General features: G+C 59.9%; 15 protein-coding genes. 10 read left to right on the top strand and 5 right to left on the bottom strand.

All coding sequences use genetic code 11. From position 1 onward, the window contains the following. The first annotated feature begins 9 nt into the window (after positions 1-9). Positions 10-1,128, top strand: coding sequence for an A/G-specific adenine glycosylase (gene mutY / locus HF949_RS08445; RefSeq protein ID WP_292899856.1), 1,119 nt, complete (start codon positions 10-12; stop codon positions 1,126-1,128). 6 nt (positions 1,129-1,134) lie between these two features. Beyond that, positions 1,135-1,746, top strand: coding sequence for an HAD family hydrolase (locus HF949_RS08440; RefSeq protein ID WP_292899854.1), 612 nt, complete (start codon positions 1,135-1,137; stop codon positions 1,744-1,746). Positions 1,747-1,860: 114 nt separating this feature from the next. On the opposite strand, the gene HF949_RS08435 is transcribed toward HF949_RS08440, so the two are convergent. Then, positions 1,861-2,994, bottom strand: a complete 1,134-nt coding sequence (locus tag HF949_RS08435) for a site-specific DNA-methyltransferase (protein ID WP_292899852.1) — start codon at positions 2,992-2,994, stop codon at positions 1,861-1,863. Positions 2,995-3,138: 144 nt separating this feature from the next. Here HF949_RS08435 and HF949_RS08430 point away from each other — a divergent pair, with 144 nt between their 5' ends. Both HF949_RS08430 and HF949_RS08425 read left to right on the top strand, forming a co-directional pair. Next, complete coding sequence (locus HF949_RS08430) at positions 3,139-4,803, top strand: vWA domain-containing protein (protein ID WP_292899850.1); 1,665 nt, start codon at positions 3,139-3,141, stop codon at positions 4,801-4,803. A gap of 99 nt (positions 4,804-4,902) precedes the next feature. Then, on the top strand, positions 4,903-5,592 hold the full coding sequence (locus HF949_RS08425) for an HAD family hydrolase (protein WP_292899848.1): 690 nt from the start codon (positions 4,903-4,905) through the stop codon (positions 5,590-5,592). A 65-nt stretch (positions 5,593-5,657) separates the two neighbouring features. On the opposite strand, the gene HF949_RS08420 is transcribed toward HF949_RS08425, so the two are convergent. Beyond that, complete coding sequence (locus HF949_RS08420) at positions 5,658-6,224, bottom strand: hypothetical protein (RefSeq protein WP_292899846.1); 567 nt, start codon at positions 6,222-6,224, stop codon at positions 5,658-5,660. Between the two features lie 254 nt (positions 6,225-6,478). Here HF949_RS08420 and thrC point away from each other — a divergent pair, with 254 nt between their 5' ends. From thrC to HF949_RS08400, 4 genes are read left to right on the top strand one after another with little or no spacing between them, the layout of a single operon-like run. Next, a complete protein-coding gene (thrC, locus tag HF949_RS08415) occupies positions 6,479-7,882 on the top strand; it encodes a threonine synthase (protein ID WP_292899844.1) in 1,404 nt (467 codons plus the stop codon). A 24-nt stretch (positions 7,883-7,906) separates the two neighbouring features. After that, the gene (locus HF949_RS08410) at positions 7,907-9,199 is read left to right on the top strand and encodes a M16 family metallopeptidase (protein WP_292899842.1); all 1,293 of its coding nucleotides are present in this window, start codon (positions 7,907-7,909) and stop codon (positions 9,197-9,199) included. 15 nt (positions 9,200-9,214) lie between these two features. Continuing rightward, positions 9,215-9,817 (top strand): GNAT family N-acetyltransferase, encoded by a 603-nt coding sequence (locus HF949_RS08405; protein ID WP_292899840.1) that lies wholly within the window; start codon positions 9,215-9,217, stop codon positions 9,815-9,817. 44 nt (positions 9,818-9,861) lie between these two features. Then, a complete protein-coding gene (locus HF949_RS08400) occupies positions 9,862-12,723 on the top strand; it encodes a sensor domain-containing phosphodiesterase (RefSeq protein ID WP_292900081.1) in 2,862 nt (953 codons plus the stop codon). Positions 12,724-12,880: 157 nt separating this feature from the next. On the opposite strand, the gene HF949_RS08395 is transcribed toward HF949_RS08400, so the two are convergent. Next, positions 12,881-13,507 carry a YqgE/AlgH family protein gene (locus tag HF949_RS08395; protein ID WP_404933414.1) on the bottom strand — a complete coding sequence of 209 codons (627 nt, stop codon included), beginning with the start codon at positions 13,505-13,507 and terminating at the stop codon, positions 12,881-12,883. Between the two features lie 135 nt (positions 13,508-13,642). Here HF949_RS08395 and HF949_RS08390 point away from each other — a divergent pair, with 135 nt between their 5' ends. Together HF949_RS08390 and HF949_RS08385 are read left to right on the top strand one after the other, a co-directional pair. Further along, on the top strand, positions 13,643-14,440 hold the full coding sequence (locus HF949_RS08390; protein ID WP_292899836.1) for a protein-disulfide reductase DsbD domain-containing protein: 798 nt from the start codon (positions 13,643-13,645) through the stop codon (positions 14,438-14,440). A gap of 36 nt (positions 14,441-14,476) precedes the next feature. Then, complete coding sequence (locus HF949_RS08385) at positions 14,477-14,968, top strand: peroxiredoxin (RefSeq protein WP_292899834.1); 492 nt, start codon at positions 14,477-14,479, stop codon at positions 14,966-14,968. Between the two features lie 171 nt (positions 14,969-15,139). Here the strand turns inward: HF949_RS08385 and rnhA are convergent, their stop codons facing one another. Next, on the bottom strand, positions 15,140-15,586 hold the full coding sequence (gene rnhA, locus HF949_RS08380) for a ribonuclease HI (RefSeq protein ID WP_292899832.1): 447 nt from the start codon (positions 15,584-15,586) through the stop codon (positions 15,140-15,142). Further along, positions 15,583-16,551, bottom strand: a complete 969-nt coding sequence (locus HF949_RS08375) for a homoserine kinase (protein WP_292899830.1) — start codon at positions 16,549-16,551, stop codon at positions 15,583-15,585. Before HF949_RS08375 ends, rnhA begins: the two co-directional genes overlap by 4 nt. Between the last annotated feature and the right edge of the window lies 1 nt (position 16,552).

Raw genomic sequence — 16,552 nt, 5'->3', positions numbered from 1 at the left:
CGCTCCAGTATGGCACGCAGGGAAGCGTCGGTCACCGACGCACAGGCTTCTTCGACCGATTTTTCATCTCCGCTGCTTGCGTGGTATGACCGCCATCACAGGAGCCTGCCCTGGCGCACCCCCCCGGACGAAACCAAAATCGGCGTTCTGCCCGATCCCTACCGCGTCTGGCTCTCGGAGGTCATGCTTCAACAGACCACCGTCGGCGCGGTCAAGCGCTATTTTGAAGTCTTTACCGATGCCTGGCCGACAATCGAGGCCCTCGCCGCTGCCAGTGCCGACGATGTGATGAAGGCGTGGGCGGGGCTGGGCTATTATTCGCGCGCCCGCAATCTGAAGAAATGCGCCGAGACCGTCGCGACCGAACATGCCGGCCGCTTTCCCGATACGGAGGCCGGACTCAAGGCTCTTCCCGGCATCGGCGACTACACCGCCGCCGCCATTGCCGCCATTGCATTCAACCGCCCTGCAGCGGTGGTCGACGGCAATATCGAGCGCGTCATCACCCGCCTTCACGCCATAGAGACACCGCTGCCGCAGGCTAAGCCCGAGATTCGCGCTTTGGTTGCGAGAGCCATGCCACATGACCGGCCGGGCGATTTCGCCCAGGCCATGATGGATCTCGGGGCAACCATCTGCACACCGCGCAAGCCGGCTTGCGTGTTGTGCCCCATCACCGGGAGCTGCGCGGCGCGGCGCGAAGGCATTGCCGAGCGTTTTCCGGTCAAGGCGCCGAAGACAGAAAAACCCACGCGTGTCGGCGCAGCATTTGTCGCCATGCGCTCCGATGGTTCCGTGCTCCTGCGAAAGCGCCCTGCGAAAGGCCTTCTGGGCGGAATGGCGGAGGTTCCCGGCAGCCACTGGACGGCGCGCCATGATGGCATCACGGATGTCTCCGCCGCTCCTTTCACCGCCGCTTGGCGCCCATCCGGTTCGATCCGCCACGTGTTCACCCATTTCGCGCTGGAGCTTCTTGTTTTTAAGGCCGATGTCCCCGACAACGCTTCGCCGGGTGATGGATGGTGGTCTCTCCCCGACGCCCTTCCGGGGGAGGCTCTGCCCACTGTCATGAAAAAGGTCATCGAAGCTGCGATACCCGGAGCCACGAAGAAACGCCGCAAAGGATAGAACCGCATGAGCCAAATTCGACACGTCGTATTCGACATCGGTCGCGTGCTGATCCACTACGATCCGGAAATTCCCTACCGTCACCTGATCCCGGATGATGGCCGGCGCCGCTGGTTCCTGGAAAATGTCTGCACCGGCGAGTGGAATGTAGAGCAGGATCGGGGGCGCAAATGGGAAGACGCCGAAGCGCTGCTGATTGCCGAGCATCCCGCCGAGGAAGAGAACATCCGAGGCTTCCGTCGTCACTGGCACGAGATGGTGCCCCACGCCTATGACGCTTCGGTCGCCATCCTCGAAACTTTGATCGATGCCGGTCATGACGTGACAATGCTGACCAATTTCGCCGCCGATACATTCGTCGAGGCGCGCAGGCGTTTTGCCTTCCTCAACAGGCCGCGCGGTGTCACCGTTTCAGGTGAAATCGGGCTCATCAAGCCCGATCGGGCGATCTACGACACCCATGTCGAAAGTTTCGGTCTTGAACCTGCAGCGACACTGTTCATCGACGACAGCGAGAAGAACGTGGAAGGGGCAAGAGATGCGGGCTGGCAGGCCGTGCATTTCAGTGGCGCGGAGAAGCTGCGCCAGGATCTCGCCAGGTTGGGCTTCACCGTCTGAGAAACCCATGCACTTTCGAATCATGCAATGATTCATGAAAGCGTTTCATGGCATTGATTGAACCCGCGTTTCACGGCTCCGGGGTATGTCGCCGGAGCCGCTTTTCCGTCAGGCTCAGGCAGCAACGCCCTGCATGTTCTCGCGCATGATCTGGCGCAGGCTGTCGATCGGCTTCAGGCTGCCCTTTTCCTCAAAATGCCAGAAAGTCCAGCCGTTGCAGGCTTCGAGCCCCTGAACGCGGGCACCGATCCGGTGGATCGAGCCGGCCTCGTCTCCAATGGCAATCGTGCCATCAGCCCGTACATTGGCCGTCCATCGACGCTTGGAATCGTGCAACTGTGTGCCCGGCTGTACGAGGCCTGCTTCCAGAAGGCTCCCGAAAGCGACGCGCGGTGCGGCGCGCTTTCCCTGCATCTGGGCAAGATCCATATTGTCCAGCGGTTCAACGGCGGCAATGCGGGCGCTTGCCGCCTCGATGTAATCGTCCTGCCGCTCGATGCCAACGAAGTGTCGACCAAGCCGCTTGGCCACCGCTCCGGTCGTGCCTGAACCGAAGAACGGGTCGAGCACCACGTCGCCCGGCTTGGTCGAGGCCATCATCACTCGTGCAAGCAGCGCTTCCGGCTTCTGCGTGGGATGCAGCTTGCCGCCATCCTCGTTCTTCAGGCGTTCCTTGCCCGTGCAGATCGGGAAAAGCCAGTCGGACCGCATCTGCACATCGTCATTGGATGCCTTCAGCGCTTCATAGTTGAAGGTATAGCCCTTGGAGGACTTGTCGCGCGAGGCCCAGATCATCGTCTCATGCGCGTTCTGGAACCGGCGGCCACGGAAATTCGGCATCGGGTTCGTCTTGCGCCAGACAATGTCGTTGAGCAGCCAATAGCCCAGATCCTGCATCACCGTGCCGACCCGGAATATGTTGTGATAGGAACCGATCACCCAGATCGTGCCATTGGGCTTCAGAACGCGGCGCGCGGCCAGCATCCATGCCCGTGTGAAGGCGTCATAGGCGGCAAAACTGTCGAACTGGTCCCAGTCATCGTCAACCGCATCGACACGCGATTGGTCCGGACGGTGAAGATCCCCGCCAAGCTGTAGATTATAAGGTGGATCGGCGAAGATCACATCGATCGATTTTTCCGGCAGACGGTCAAGTGCGGCGACGCAGTCCCCCTTGATGATCGTATCGAGCCATTCGGCCTTTTTCGGTTCGGGTGCAAGCTCATCGATACGACGCACGGCGGACATGGACTGACCTCTAACTCGGACTGTTTACCTGCCGTTATGGTTACGGAAGATGGTAAATATTCCGTAAGGGACGCGGGCGATTTGCTGCCCATGCGAAGCTGTGCAATCTTCCCTTGCGTCAAGTTTCACCCATGGAGACCCGGCATGATCCGTATCCGCTTGTTAAGCGTATTCGCAGCCCTTCTTCTTGCCCTCCCCGCGATGGCCGCCGGCAAGACGATCATCGTTCTGGATGGCTCCGGCTCCATGTGGGGCCAGATAGACGGGACAACAAAGATCGAGATCGCGCGCGACACGCTGCGCAAGGTCATGGCAACACTTCCGCAGGACACCGAGCTTGGCCTCGTGGCCTATGGGCACCGGGAAAAAGGTTCCTGTTCCGACATCGAGATCGCCATACCGCCTGCAAGGGGAACGGCAGGCGCTGTCGCGGATTTCGCCGACAGCCTCAATCCGAAGGGCAAGACGCCCCTCACCGATGCCGTTCGGAAGGCAGCCGGGGAACTGCGCATAGAAGAAAACCCGGCAACCGTGATACTCGTCACGGACGGTCTGGAGACCTGCAACGCAGACCCTTGCGCGCTCGGCCGCGAGCTTGAGGCATCCGGTGTCGATTTCACGGCCCATGTGGTCGGCTTCGGTCTTTCCGAGGAAGAAGGGCAGGAAGTTGCCTGCCTGGCAGAAAACACGGGCGGTCTCTATCTCAAGGCAGACGACGCAGGGCAGCTTGCCGAAGCACTGCAGACCACGGTTGCAAAGGCTCCCGAACCAGAGCCCGAGCCCGAGCCCGAGCCGAAGCCGGAACCGGCTGCCGTCGAGTTCAACGTGCGTGGTATCGCACGCCTTTCCAGGGATGGGCCGGACATGACCGACAGCACCGAGGTGCGCTGGGATTTCATTCCGCTTGGCGAGAATGGCGCACCCGCAAATCGCAGCACCGCAGGCGGCTATCGCGGCGTGTTCGCAGCCAGCGTTCCGCCCGGGGCCTACCGCGCAAAAGCGCGGCTTGGCCGTATCATCGTCGAGAGCGATGTTGAACTGACTGCCGACACCACGACCGACGTGCTCGCCGTGCTCGATGCAGGCCTGGTCGAAGTCACCCCGAAACGCACCCCCGAAGATACCGACGTCGACCAGAGTGCGCGTGTCGACGTGCATTTCGACGGCACGAATGATGGCGGCTATGGCGAGACCCGGGTCTGGGCCAAGGCAGGCCCCATCAAGGTCACCGGGCGTATCGGCAAGGCCACGATCGAAGAGAGCCACGAACTTGCGGCTGGCAAGACCCTCACGCTTGATCTGGTCATCGGCTCCGGGCTTGTTGTCCCCTCTGCCGTTTACACGGAAAGCGGACCGGATGTGGAAGGCAGCGCCATCCGCTTCGAGGTTCTGGAGGCCAAGGCCGACATCAATGGAAACCGCAAGACGCTCAGCGGCCAGTATGGACCAGGCAAGCAGGGTATGGACGTTCCGCCGGGCGATTACATGCTTCACGCGAGGCTCGGAAAGGCCGAGGCTATGACGCCCATCAGCGTCAAGGCGGGCGAGCGCACAGAGGCGACCGTCAACATTAACGCCGGCGTTCTCGCCGTCTCCGCTCCCGGTGCCTACAGGATCGATTTCCTGGAAGGAAAGAAGGACATACAGGGCAATCAGAAGAATCTGAGTGGCGCTTATGACGAGGAAGCGCAGGAGACCTTGCATCCGGGCGAATATGAGGTGCGCGTTCGCTATGAAGGCGACAGGGCGGAAGAGGGCCGGAAAGCAACCGTAACTGCAGGCGAACGCACGGAGGTCATCATAGAATAGTGGCTTGAGGCATGGTTTCTATGGAGTTGTCTCCGGGCGGCATAACGGCTATGCCCCCACCTCGCACCCATCAGGCTCCACATCAGAACAGGTCTTGCCATGCCAGCTCCCGAACTCGTCATCTTCGATTGCGATGGCGTTCTTGTCGATTCGGAAATCATTGCTTCGCGCGTCGAGGCCAAGGTACTGACTGAGGCGGGTTTTGCGATCACTCCGGAGGAGTTGGCCAGCCGCTATGCCGGCCTCACCTTCAAGGACATCCTTTTGTCCATTGAGGAAAACGCCGACGCACCGCTACAGGCCACGCTGATCGATCGCGCCGAAAGCGAAGTCGACAAGAAGGTACGCAAGGAAGTGAAACCTCTTGAAGGCGTACATGACGCAGTCGCCGCCGTCAGTGTGCCAAAATGCGTCTGTTCGAATTCAAGCCATGAGCGGGTCGAGGCGATGTTGTCGCGCACACGGCTCCTGCCTTTCTTCAAAGACCGCATATATTCTTCTCTGGAAACGCCCACGGGCCGCCCCAAGCCTGCCCCCGACGTTTTTCTGTATGCCGCCGAAAAGTTGGGAGCCGATCCGGGGCGCTGTTTTGTCATCGAGGATTCCGTGCATGGAGCCGCCGGCGCGAAAGCGGCGGGCATGCGTGTCATCGGATTCACCGGCGGGTCGCACATTCAACCCGGGCACGCCGACCTCCTGATGGAGGCCGGTGCCGAGACGGTCATTCACCGCCACCAGGACCTCAATGTTGTTATTGCAGCCTTGTCTGAATGGAGCGAGGATGCCTGATGGCGTATCTCACAAAATGGTTCAGACTGGCGCGGTTCACCGTTTCACCGAAACGCTGAAGCAGCTTAGCGGCCGCCGTTCGGTCCCTCGTCAAATCCCACCATCAACTGAATGCTGCGATCGGGCGCGCCCGAAATCATCACATTCGGATCGTTGAAGATGAACAGGGTCGCGCCAGCGGTGTCACTGATCGCCACCTGGTGCTGGAACAGTTTGGAATAGACCACCTCACCGCCGCGAACGGCAACGATACGGATCGGCATCGTGATCGTACCAGTGCTGCCCTTCGGTCCCGGCACCACTCGCCCGGCCACAGCCACAGTCATCGTGAATGAACCCGTGCCATAGGTACATTTGCGCGTCGCATCGCTGATCGATGCCTGGTAGACAACGCTTTCAGGCTGATCCTGCCCACCTTTCTCATAGGTGGTAAAATATGCTGTCCCCTCACGCAGCGAGACCGGCGGGCAATAAGCGCGCAGTTCGCTCTCGCGGATCACGTTCTCGTCCTGTTGTTGAACATTCCCATTCTGAACGTCGAGACCGCTTGTGGCGTTATCGGACTGACAGCCCGAAACAATTGCGGTGGCGGAAAGCAGGATGGAACTTATGAAAAGACGATAATTGACCAAGTGACATGCCCCGTGGATCTGCGCGCCCTTCAAGCATTCGGTGAAGCCCATGCGGAAAGGCTGCGGAGAGATGACAGATTTTTCCGGCAATTTCCAGAAAACCCGTCGTCGACAATCAATTTCCATGCGGTTTGAGTGGAAAACCGGTTCCCACCCGTCCAGATCATGCTCTATACCAGACGCGCAGCCGGAATGCGACGGGCTCGTGCGCGCACCGGTGCTCCCTCCTCGCACTTCATGAGGCAACACGACGAATGGCGACAGATTATATCAGCACGCGTGGCGACGCGCCGGCGCTTGGGTTTTCCGATGCGATGCTGGCGGGGCTTGCCCGCGATGGCGGTCTATACGTTCCGCGTGAATGGCCGCGTTTCTCGGTTGACGACATCCGTGCCATGCGCGGTCTGAGTTACAGCGAGATCGCCCTGCGCGTCCTGTCCCCTTTTGTGGGGGAGGAAATCGACGGTGCGACGTTGCGCCGCATCATTGAGGAAAGCTACGCCACCTTCCGTCACCCCGCCGTTTGCCCCCTTGTTCAGACGGGCCCCAACGAGTTCATTCTGGAGCTCTTCCACGGTCCTACCCTCGCCTTCAAGGACGTCGCCATGCAGCTTTTGGCGCGGCTGATGGACCACGTTCTTGCCGAGCGCGGCGAGCGCGTGACGATTGTGGGCGCAACATCCGGCGACACCGGTGGTGCGGCGATCGAAGCCTTTGCCGGGACTGAGCGCGCCGATGTCTTCATCCTGTTCCCCGAAGGGCGCGTCTCCCCGGTTCAGCAACGCCAGATGACCACCTCGGGCGCGGCCAACGTGCATGCGCTCGCCGTCAAAGGCAATTTTGACGATTGCCAGGGTCTCCTCAAGGACATGTTCAACGATCACGGTTTCCGTGACAGTGTCGCCCTGTCCGGTGTGAATTCGATCAACTGGGCCCGCGTCATGGCTCAGATCGTCTACTACTTCACCGCTAGCCTTTCGCTCGGCGCCCCCGACAGGCCCGCATCCTTTACCGTACCCACCGGCAACTTTGGTGATATTTTCGCTGGCTACGCAGCCAGAGAAATGGGCCTGCCCGTCGACCGGCTTGTGATCGCCACCAATGACAACGACATTCTCGCCCGCACGCTGGCGAGCGGTGAATATGCGACCCGTGAGGTCGTTGCGACCACCTCTCCTTCCATGGACATCCAGGTGTCTTCCAATTTCGAACGCCTGCTCTATTTCGCTTCGAACAGGAATTCGGATGAAATCCGGCGCTATATGCAGATGCTAAAGCAGTCGGGCAACTTCACGGTGGAGCCAAAGACACTGGAGGTCATTCGGGAAGGCTTTTCTGCGGGCCGTTCGGACATGGTGGAGACCGCCGCAATGATCGGCCTGGTTCGGCGTGAGAGCGGCTATCTGCTCGACCCGCACACGGCCACCGGCGTGAAGGTCGCGCGTGATATGCCGGCATCCGCATCGCCCATGGTGGTGCTGTCGACCGCCCATCCGGCGAAGTTTCCGGCGGCGGTCAAGGATGCCAGCGGTATCGAACCGGCTCTGCCTGAATGGCTGGGTGATCTGATGAATCGGAAAGAGTCCTTTACAGTCCTTCCCTCAGATTTAAGAATGCTGCAGGATCACATTAGCCGCCATACGAGAGCGGCGCGTTGAGTTTGTTCAAGGAGTGAAAAGCATATGGGTGTTGAGGTAAGCCGTCTGTCGAACGGCCTGACGGTCGCAACCGAAACCCTGCCTCATCTGGAAACCGTTGCGCTGGGCATCTGGGTCAAGTCCGGCTCGCGCAACGAACACGAGAATGAGCACGGTATTGCGCATCTCCTGGAACACATGGCGTTCAAGGGGACGAGCAAGCGCACCGCACGCCAGATCGCGACTGATATCGAAGATGTCGGCGGTGAAATCAATGCCGCGACGAGTGTCGAGACAACAGCCTTTTATGCACGTGTTCTCAACGCGGACATGCCGCTGGCGGTCGAGCTTCTGTCCGACATTCTGACCGATTCAAAGTTTGACCCGCACGAGCTTGAACGCGAGCAGCATGTGATCCTTCAGGAGATCGGTGCCGCGCACGACATTCCCGACGACATCGTCTTCGACCGTTTTACCGAAACCGCGTTTCGCCATCAGTCACTTGGCCGCTCCGTGCTGGGTACGCCGGAAACGGTCCAGTCTTTCACCTCCGAGCAACTGCGCGGTTTTCTGGAACGTCAGTATTCGGCCGACCGTATGGTCATTGTCGCTGCCGGTGGGCTAAAGCACGACGACTTCGTGCGTGAGGTGGAGAACCGTCTCGGCAGTTTCCGCAGCAAGGCCGAAGGCAAAACACCGCCCTTTGCGCATTATGTTGGTGGTGATTTCCGCGAACATCGCGACCTGATGGATGCCCAGATTATTCTCGGCTTCGAAGGGCGCGCCTACCATGTGCGCGACTTCTACGCTTCCCAGGTGCTTTCCACCATCCTCGGCGGGGGCATGTCCTCGAGACTGTTCCAGGAGGTTCGTGAGAAGCACGGTCTTTGCTATTCGGTCTATGCCTTCCATTGGGGTTTTTCGGATACCGGTATTTTCGGGGTTCATGCGGCGACCGGAAAGAACGACATTGAACAACTGGTGCCCCTGCTCCTCGGAGAGTTGCAGAAAGCTGGCCAGTCCATCGGACAGGACGAGCTGGACCGGGCGCGGGCGCAATATCGTGCCGGTCTCATGATGGCTCGCGAAAACCCCGCAAGCCGCGCCTCGCAGATCGCTCGCCAGCTCTTGCTTTATGGCCGCCCCATCGATGTTGACGAGTTGATGGATCGTCTTTCGAACCTCACTGTTGATCGGCTGACCGATCTTTCGCAGCGCCTTTTCACCTCCAAGCCGACCCTTGCGGCAATTGGTCCGGTCGGTAGCCTTGCACCTTTCGAGTCGATCCAGGATGCACTGGCCGATCAGGGGCCAATGCCACGCAAGCTCGCCGTGTAGGACCGTCGCGGACATATGCTGGACGTGCCCTTCTTCCGCCGCCCGCCTCCGGCGCTCAAGGGCGAAACCGTGTTCCTCAGAACACCGGTCATGAACGACCATGCGGAATGGGCGGCCCTGCGCGATGAGAGCCGCGGGTTTCTCGTGCCCTGGGAGCCGAGCTGGGCTCCTGACGAATTGTCCAGACGTGCGTTCCGGCTTCGCCTGAAGCGTTATCGTGCCGAGTATGAAAACGGAACCGGCATCAGCTTTTTCGTCTTTGACGCACCAACGGAAGCGTTGGCGGGCGGTATCACTCTCTCAAACATCAGGCGCGGCGTCGCTCAGACCGCCAGCATTGGCTATTGGATGGGGGAGCGGTATGCCGGTCGCGGGATGATGCTGGCTGCCCTGCAGCTGCTCATTCCCTATGCTTTCGGTGGCTTACGGTTGCACCGTTTGGAAGCCGCCTGTATTCCAGACAATAAACGTTCTGTCGGTTTACTTGAAAAAGCCGGATTTCAGCGCGAAGGCCTGCTCAGGTCCTATCTCAGGATCAATGGTTCTTGGCGTGATCATTATCTTTATGCGCTGATCGCCGAGGAGCATCACGTGCCTGTACTAGAATCACGAGGCTGATTTCCTTGTTCCCCGCATTGTCGCGTTCCCTCATCTCAGCACTCATGGTGGCCCTGTTCGCTGCTGTCATAACCCTTGTCTCAGCAGTCGGGCCGGCAGATGCCATCGAGCCGATCAAGATCGCCCGCGACGATGTGGCGCTCGATCTGTCGGGGGCGGTGGAAATCTATCGTGGCCAGGGAGATGCGTTCCAGGTGTCGACCGCGCCGGATGTCGATGGCATCGTCCGGCGTATCGAGGTTGAGGCACAGGATGAGCGCTCCACGGGGGACTGGGCGGTCTTCGCACTCGCCAACACCACGGATCAGCAGCTTGACCGGCTGATCGTCGCACCTCATTTCCGGCTGGTGGGTTCGGGGCTCATCTGGCCCGACCTTGGCTCCCAACGCATCGCAGCCATCACGCCGAGTTCGGGTTTCACGCTCGATCGACAGGAAAGCCCGGATGCCGACGAGTTTCACGTCACCCTCAATCCCGGTTCCGTTGTGACTTTTGTTGCCGAGCTTTCTTCGCCCAGCCTGCCGCAGGTCTATCTGTGGGATCCCGGCGCCTACAAGGACACTGTGAACGCCTACACGCTTTTCCGCGGCATCGTGATCGGCATTGCCGGGCTGCTCGCCCTCTTCCTGACCATCCTTTTCGTGGTCAAGGGAACATCCATGTTCCCGGCCACCGCAGCGCTTGCCTGGGCGGTGCTTGCCTATATCTCCATCGATTTCGGTTTTTTGAGCAAGGTGATCGAGATCACGCCGGGCAATGAGCAAATCTGGCGCGCGGGCACCGAGGTCGGTCTGGCCGCCACACTCGTCGTCTTCCTGTTTGCCTATCTCAATCTCAATCGCTGGCACGACCATTTCAGCTATGGCGTGCTCGCGTGGATCATGGGTCTTGGCATCATCGCCGGCTTCGCTATTATCGATCCCGCCGTGGCCGCCGGCATCGCGCGCATTTCCTTTGCCGCCACGGCCGTTGTCGGGCTCGGCATCATTATCTACCTCAGTCTTCAGGGCTATGATCGTGCCATCATGCTGGTGCCCAGCTGGGTCATGATCATCGCCTGGATGGTCGGATCGTGGATGGCGATCACCGGAATTCTCGACAATGACATCGTCCAGCCGGCCATTGGCGGCGGGCTCATCCTGATTATTCTGCTGATCGGATTCACCGTCATGCAGCATGCCTTCGCGGGCGGCGCTCTCTTCCAGGGCCTGTTCAGCGATATGGAACGTCAGGCGCTTGCAATCTCCGGTTCCGGCGATGTGGTCTGGGACTGGGATGTTTCGCGAGATCGCATCATCACGCGACCGGATGTGAGCCGCCAGCTCGGGCTTCCTTCGGGAAGTCTGCACGGGCCCGCTCGAGACTGGCTCTCCACGCTTCATACCGAAGACCGCGACACATTTCGCACGACCCTGGACGTGGTGCTCGAGCAAAGGCGAGGACGAATTTCCCAGAGCTTCCGGCTGCGCGGGGCCGACGGCCATTATCACTGGTTCGATCTGCGCGCGCGCCCCGTTATCGGCTCCGACGGGCAGGTCATCCGTTGCGTCGGCACGATGGTCGACGTCACCGAGCAGAAAAAGGCCGAGGAGCGCCTCCTGCATGACGCTGTCCACGACAATCTCACCGGGTTGCCGAGCCGCGAACTGTTCCTCAACAGGCTCGATGCAATCATCTCCATTGCCCGCACGGAACAGCAGGTTCGGCCAACTGTTTTCGTGATCGACATCGACCGCTTCAAGCAGGTCAATGAGGAACTCGGCATCTCGGTGGGCGACACGATCCTCCTCACCATTGCCCGCAGGCTTCACCGGCTCCTGAAACCGCGCGATTCGCTTTGCCGCCTGTCCGGCGATCAGTTCGCCATGATCCTGCTCTCCGAGCAGGAGCCGGCGCGCATCGCCACCGTGGCGGATTCGGTCAAGCAGGCAATCCGCACTCCCGTGACATTCGCGCGTCGCGAGATTGTATTGACCTCTTCCATCGGTCTCATCTCCTGGACCACCACCCAGGAATCGGCGGAGGAAATGCTCAAGGACGCCGAGCTTGCCATGTATCAGGCCAAGCGCTTCGGCGGTGACCGGATCGAGCCATTCCGGCCTGCATTCCGCTCCATCGACAACAACCGCCTGCGCATGGAGTCGGATCTGCGCCGTGCAATCGAGCGCTCAGAGCTCAAGATGGTCTATCAGCCGATCGTTCGCCTTGAAGACCAGTCCATCGCCGGTTTCGAAGCCCTTCTGCGCTGGGATCACCCGAGGCGCGGTGCAATTCCGCCAGCAGACTTCATCCCAATTGCCGAGAGTTCAGGTCTTATCGTCCAGCTCGGCCTCTTCGCCATGCAGCAGGCGGCCGAGGACCTCTATCGCTGGCAGAAGCAGTTTGCGGATACACCGCTCTTCATGTCGGTCAATCTGTCAAGTCGCCAGCTCATACGCCGCGATCTCGTCGGAGACGTACGCTCCGTCATCGCCCGGTCAGGCGTGTCACCTGAGAGCTTCCGGCTCGAACTCACCGAATCGGTGGTTATGGACAACCCCGAACAATCCGCCCACGTGCTGCAGAAGCTGAGGCACATCGGCATCGGTCTCTCGCTGGACGATTTCGGGACTGGCTATTCGTCGCTTTCCTACCTCTCGAGTTTTCCGTTTGACACGATCAAGATCGACCGGCGCTTCCTCGAAGATCACAGCGCGCGCGGCATCGTTCTGGTGCGTTCCATGGTCAAGATGGCCAAGGAGCTCGAACTCTCTGTGGTGGCGGAAGGTGTCGTCGACCAGCAGGATGCGCAGCAGCTGGCCGAGATGGGATGCGATTACGCGCAGAGCTTTGTATTCGGCGAACCGCAAGACGCAGAATCCATCGGCAGGCTGCTGTTCGAACACACGACCGCAGCCAAGTCCTGACGCAAATCGAACGGGCTTCAGAAGGGCTCACTCTCGAAAGCCGGACGGAAGGCCACCGAGGATCGCGGTTAAACAGCGAAACCCGGCATTAGAACTCGGCAAAACACTCTTTTTTCGCCCGCGCTTTTCCGCCCGCGCGCGTGATCCGGCAGGGCCGTCACGCGTGGCCGGCAATCTGACTGAGATTTGCCACATCGATACCGATGGAGGCCAGGACGCCATCATATTTCTGGTCGATATCGCCTTCGAACAGAAGTTCCGGTGTCGCCGGACAGGTCAGCCAGCCATTCTCGCCTATTTCCATCTCAAGCTGCCCGGCTCCCCATCCCGCATAGCCAAGCGCCATCAGGGCATGTCGCGGGCCCTGGCCGAGCGATATGGCCCTGAGCATGTCGACCGTGGCCGTGAGACAGATACTGTCGGAAACGGGCATGGAGGATTCCACGACATAATCGTCCGTGTGGAGCACGAAGCCCCTGCTCCGGTCGACAGGTCCTCCGTTGCGGACCGGCATGTTTCGCGCTTCATGCGGCAGGCGGATGGCCTCCGACTCCTCCAGAATTCCGAGCTGGACGAGGATATCCGGAAAGGCGAGCTGTTGCGGCTGGTTGATGATCAGCCCCATCGCGCCTTCATCGCTATGGGCGCACAGATATATCACCGCCCGCGCAAAGCGCTCATCGCGCATGCCAGGCATGGCGATCAGGAAATGGTTTTCCAGATATGGAAGTCCCGACATTTCCTCACTGTGCCCTTGGTCTGTGGTATTTTCTCGGCTTTCCATGTTTCAACCTAGCCGGTTTTCCCATGGCTTGAAAGACGGATATCACGACGCTGCGGGATGCCGCTCACGCATTTATGATGCTGCCGTGCGGAAGTGTGCCTTGCAGGTGGGGCGACCCGACTGCAATCTCTCACCATGATTCGAACTGCCTCCCTGATCCTTATGCTCCTGATGAGCGCGCAGGTACATGCTGCCTCCAGCCAATGGCAGGAGAGCGAAGGCGGATCGGTTCGCCTCGTCACCGTCGGACTTCCAGATGACGACGGTCGCCTGCGGGGTGCCCTCGAGATCGATCTCAAGCCTGGTTGGAAGACCTATTGGCGCAATCCCGGTTCTGCCGGCATTCCACCGCAGATCGACATCTCACGCAGTGCGCATATCAGCGCCGCCGAGCTGCAATACCCGGCGCCGGAACGTATTCACGATGGCGAAACGCAATGGGCAGGTTATACGCAGTCCGTGGCTCTGCCTGTCACCTTCACACTCGATCAGGCAAACGCTGTCACGCTGATCGATGTGGATGTCTTTCTGGGGATATGCGAGACAATTTGTATTCCTTTTCAGGCATCTTTCACTTTCGATCCCGCGGCAGATGCCGACAATGTCAGCGATGCACTTACAGTCCGCCGCGCCTTCGCATCGCTTCCGTCGCCCGCAGCGGCGGCGTTCGGGATAGTTTCCGCTGAAAGCACGGACGGCGCCATTCTGCTTAGAGGCCATGTCCCCGCTTCAATGCGGGATCCGACCCTCTTTCTCGATCACGAGCGCGCGCACCTGCTCGGTACACCACGGCTGGAAAACCGCGAGGGTGACACGGCCAGCTTTATTGTTGAAATAATGAACGGTGATATCGAGAAACTTCAAAGCACTCCGCTTATATATACGCTGACGGCCGGTGGAGAGGCCGTCTCGGGGGGTATCCAAATCCCTTGAATCACATTGATACTAGATCGTTTTCAGGAGCCTCTGATGAAAATTTCCGTTGGTGACCGCATCCCCGATACACGCTTCAAGAAAGTCAGCACCGAAGGTGCAAACGAGGTTGCAGCGCCCGAATTCTTTGCCGGTCGCAAAGTGGTTCTGTTCGGGGTACCGGGAGCCTTCACCCCGACCTGCAGCAACAGCCATCTGCCGGGTTTCGTAGAGAATGGTGATGCGATCCGTGCCCGCGGTGCCGACGACATCGCCGTCGTCTCCGTGAACGACGCTTTCGTGATGAAGGCCTGGGCCGGCTTCACTGGCGCGGAAGACAAGATCACCTTTATCGCCGATGGTAATGGTGACTTCACTCGCGCACTCGGGCTCGATGCGGATCTGTCCGTCGCCGGGCTCGGAAACAGGTCGAAGCGCTATTCGATGATCGTGGACGACGGTGTCGTCAGCGCGATCAACATTGAGGAGAATCCGGGCCAGGCTGAAACGAGCGGTGCCGCCCGCATTCTTGAGCAACTTCAGGGCTGAGACACCGCCCTTCTCTGAAGAATCGCAATCCAATGCGTCTTCATCCTCGGAGCCATGCTCCGAGGATACCCCGGGCAAAGCTCGGGCAGGAGCGAAAAATAGTGTTCCGCCCTAAAGGTGCGACGGAGGGGCCTCGCCTGGCCGCTGCTCCACCAGTCCCGTTAACGCGCGTTACCGCCGCTTTTTCTTGAAAGGCTCCATACCCGCGCGCGCCAACGCATCGGCCCGCTCGTTTTCGGGATGGCCAGCATGGCCCTTGACCCAGTGCCATTTGATCTTGTGTCGCTTGCTTGCTTCGTCCAGCGCCTGCCAGAGCTCGGCATTTTTCACCGGCTTCTTGGCGGCCGTTTTCCAGCCATTGCGTTTCCAGCCCTCGATCCAGCCGGAAATGCCGTCGCGCACATAAACGCTGTCGGTGTAGAGATCGACATCGCAAGGCCGTTTCAGCGCGTTGAGGGCTTCAATGGCGGCTTTCAATTCCATCCGGTTGTTGGTGGTTTCGGCCTCGCCGCCAGAGAGTTCTTTCTCCACGCCGTTATGCCGCAGCAGCGCGCCCCAGCCACCGGGCCCTGGATTACCCGAACAGGCTCCGTCGGTGAAAATTTCCACGCTTGTCACTTTATGCCGATCCCGTACTCAGATGCCGATCCGATCTGCCGGTGAAAGCGCAGGCGGCGTATATACTCCATGGGATCGCGTTTGTTCACCAGCGCTCCATCGGCAATGGTCAGCCAGTCATAGAGCCGGGTCAGCATGAAGCGCAGCGCGGAACCTCGAGCCAGTAGCGGCAGCGCCTCGATCTCGTTCTCATCCAGAGGGCGCACCGACTGATAGCCTTCCAGCAGCGCCGTGCCCTTGGTCAGGTTGTAGGAACCGTCTTTTTCGAAGCACCAGGCGTTGAGTCCGGTGGCGATGTCATAGGCCAGGAGATCGTTGCAGGCGAAATAGAAATCGATGATCCCCGATACCTTGTCACCGAGGAAGAAGACATTGTCAGGGAAGAGGTCGGCATGGATAACGCCGGTAGGCAGATCCGAAGGCCAGCCTTCGTTCAGCGCGTCCAGGTCGGCCTCCACCTCGGCCTCCAGCCCCGCCTCCACCTCGTTTGCCCGAGACTTCGCCTTTTCCCATAGCGGCCGCCAGTCGCCGATGGTGAGCGCATTCGCGCGCGTCAGTTCGAAGCCGCGCGCCGCAAGATGCATGCTCGCCATGGCCTTGCCCACCTCGTGGCAATGGCGTGGAGCAGGCTTTCTCAGCCACATGCCTTCCAGAAAGGTGATGAGTGCAGCCGGCCGACCGGCAATTTCGCTTACCACGGCCCCATCGCGCCGACGCACCGGAAGCGGACAGTTCACGCCATGTTGCGCAAGGTGCTCCATCAGACCCAGAAAGAATGGCAGGTCGGAGCGTTCCACACGCTGTTCATAGAGGGTCAGGATGTAGGCTGCTCTGGAGGTGTGAAGCAGGTAGTTGGAGTTTTCCGTACCTTCGGCGATGCCCTTGTAGGACAGCAGGTCCCCAACATCGTATTGCTTGAGGAACGCACCCAGCTCGACCTCGGAGATATCCGTATAGACTGCCATG

The sequence above is a fragment of the Nitratireductor sp. genome, from assembly GCF_017794765.1.
Taxonomy (GTDB): domain Bacteria; phylum Pseudomonadota; class Alphaproteobacteria; order Rhizobiales; family Rhizobiaceae; genus Nitratireductor.
This window is presented reverse-complemented; position numbering and strand designations above follow the sequence as displayed.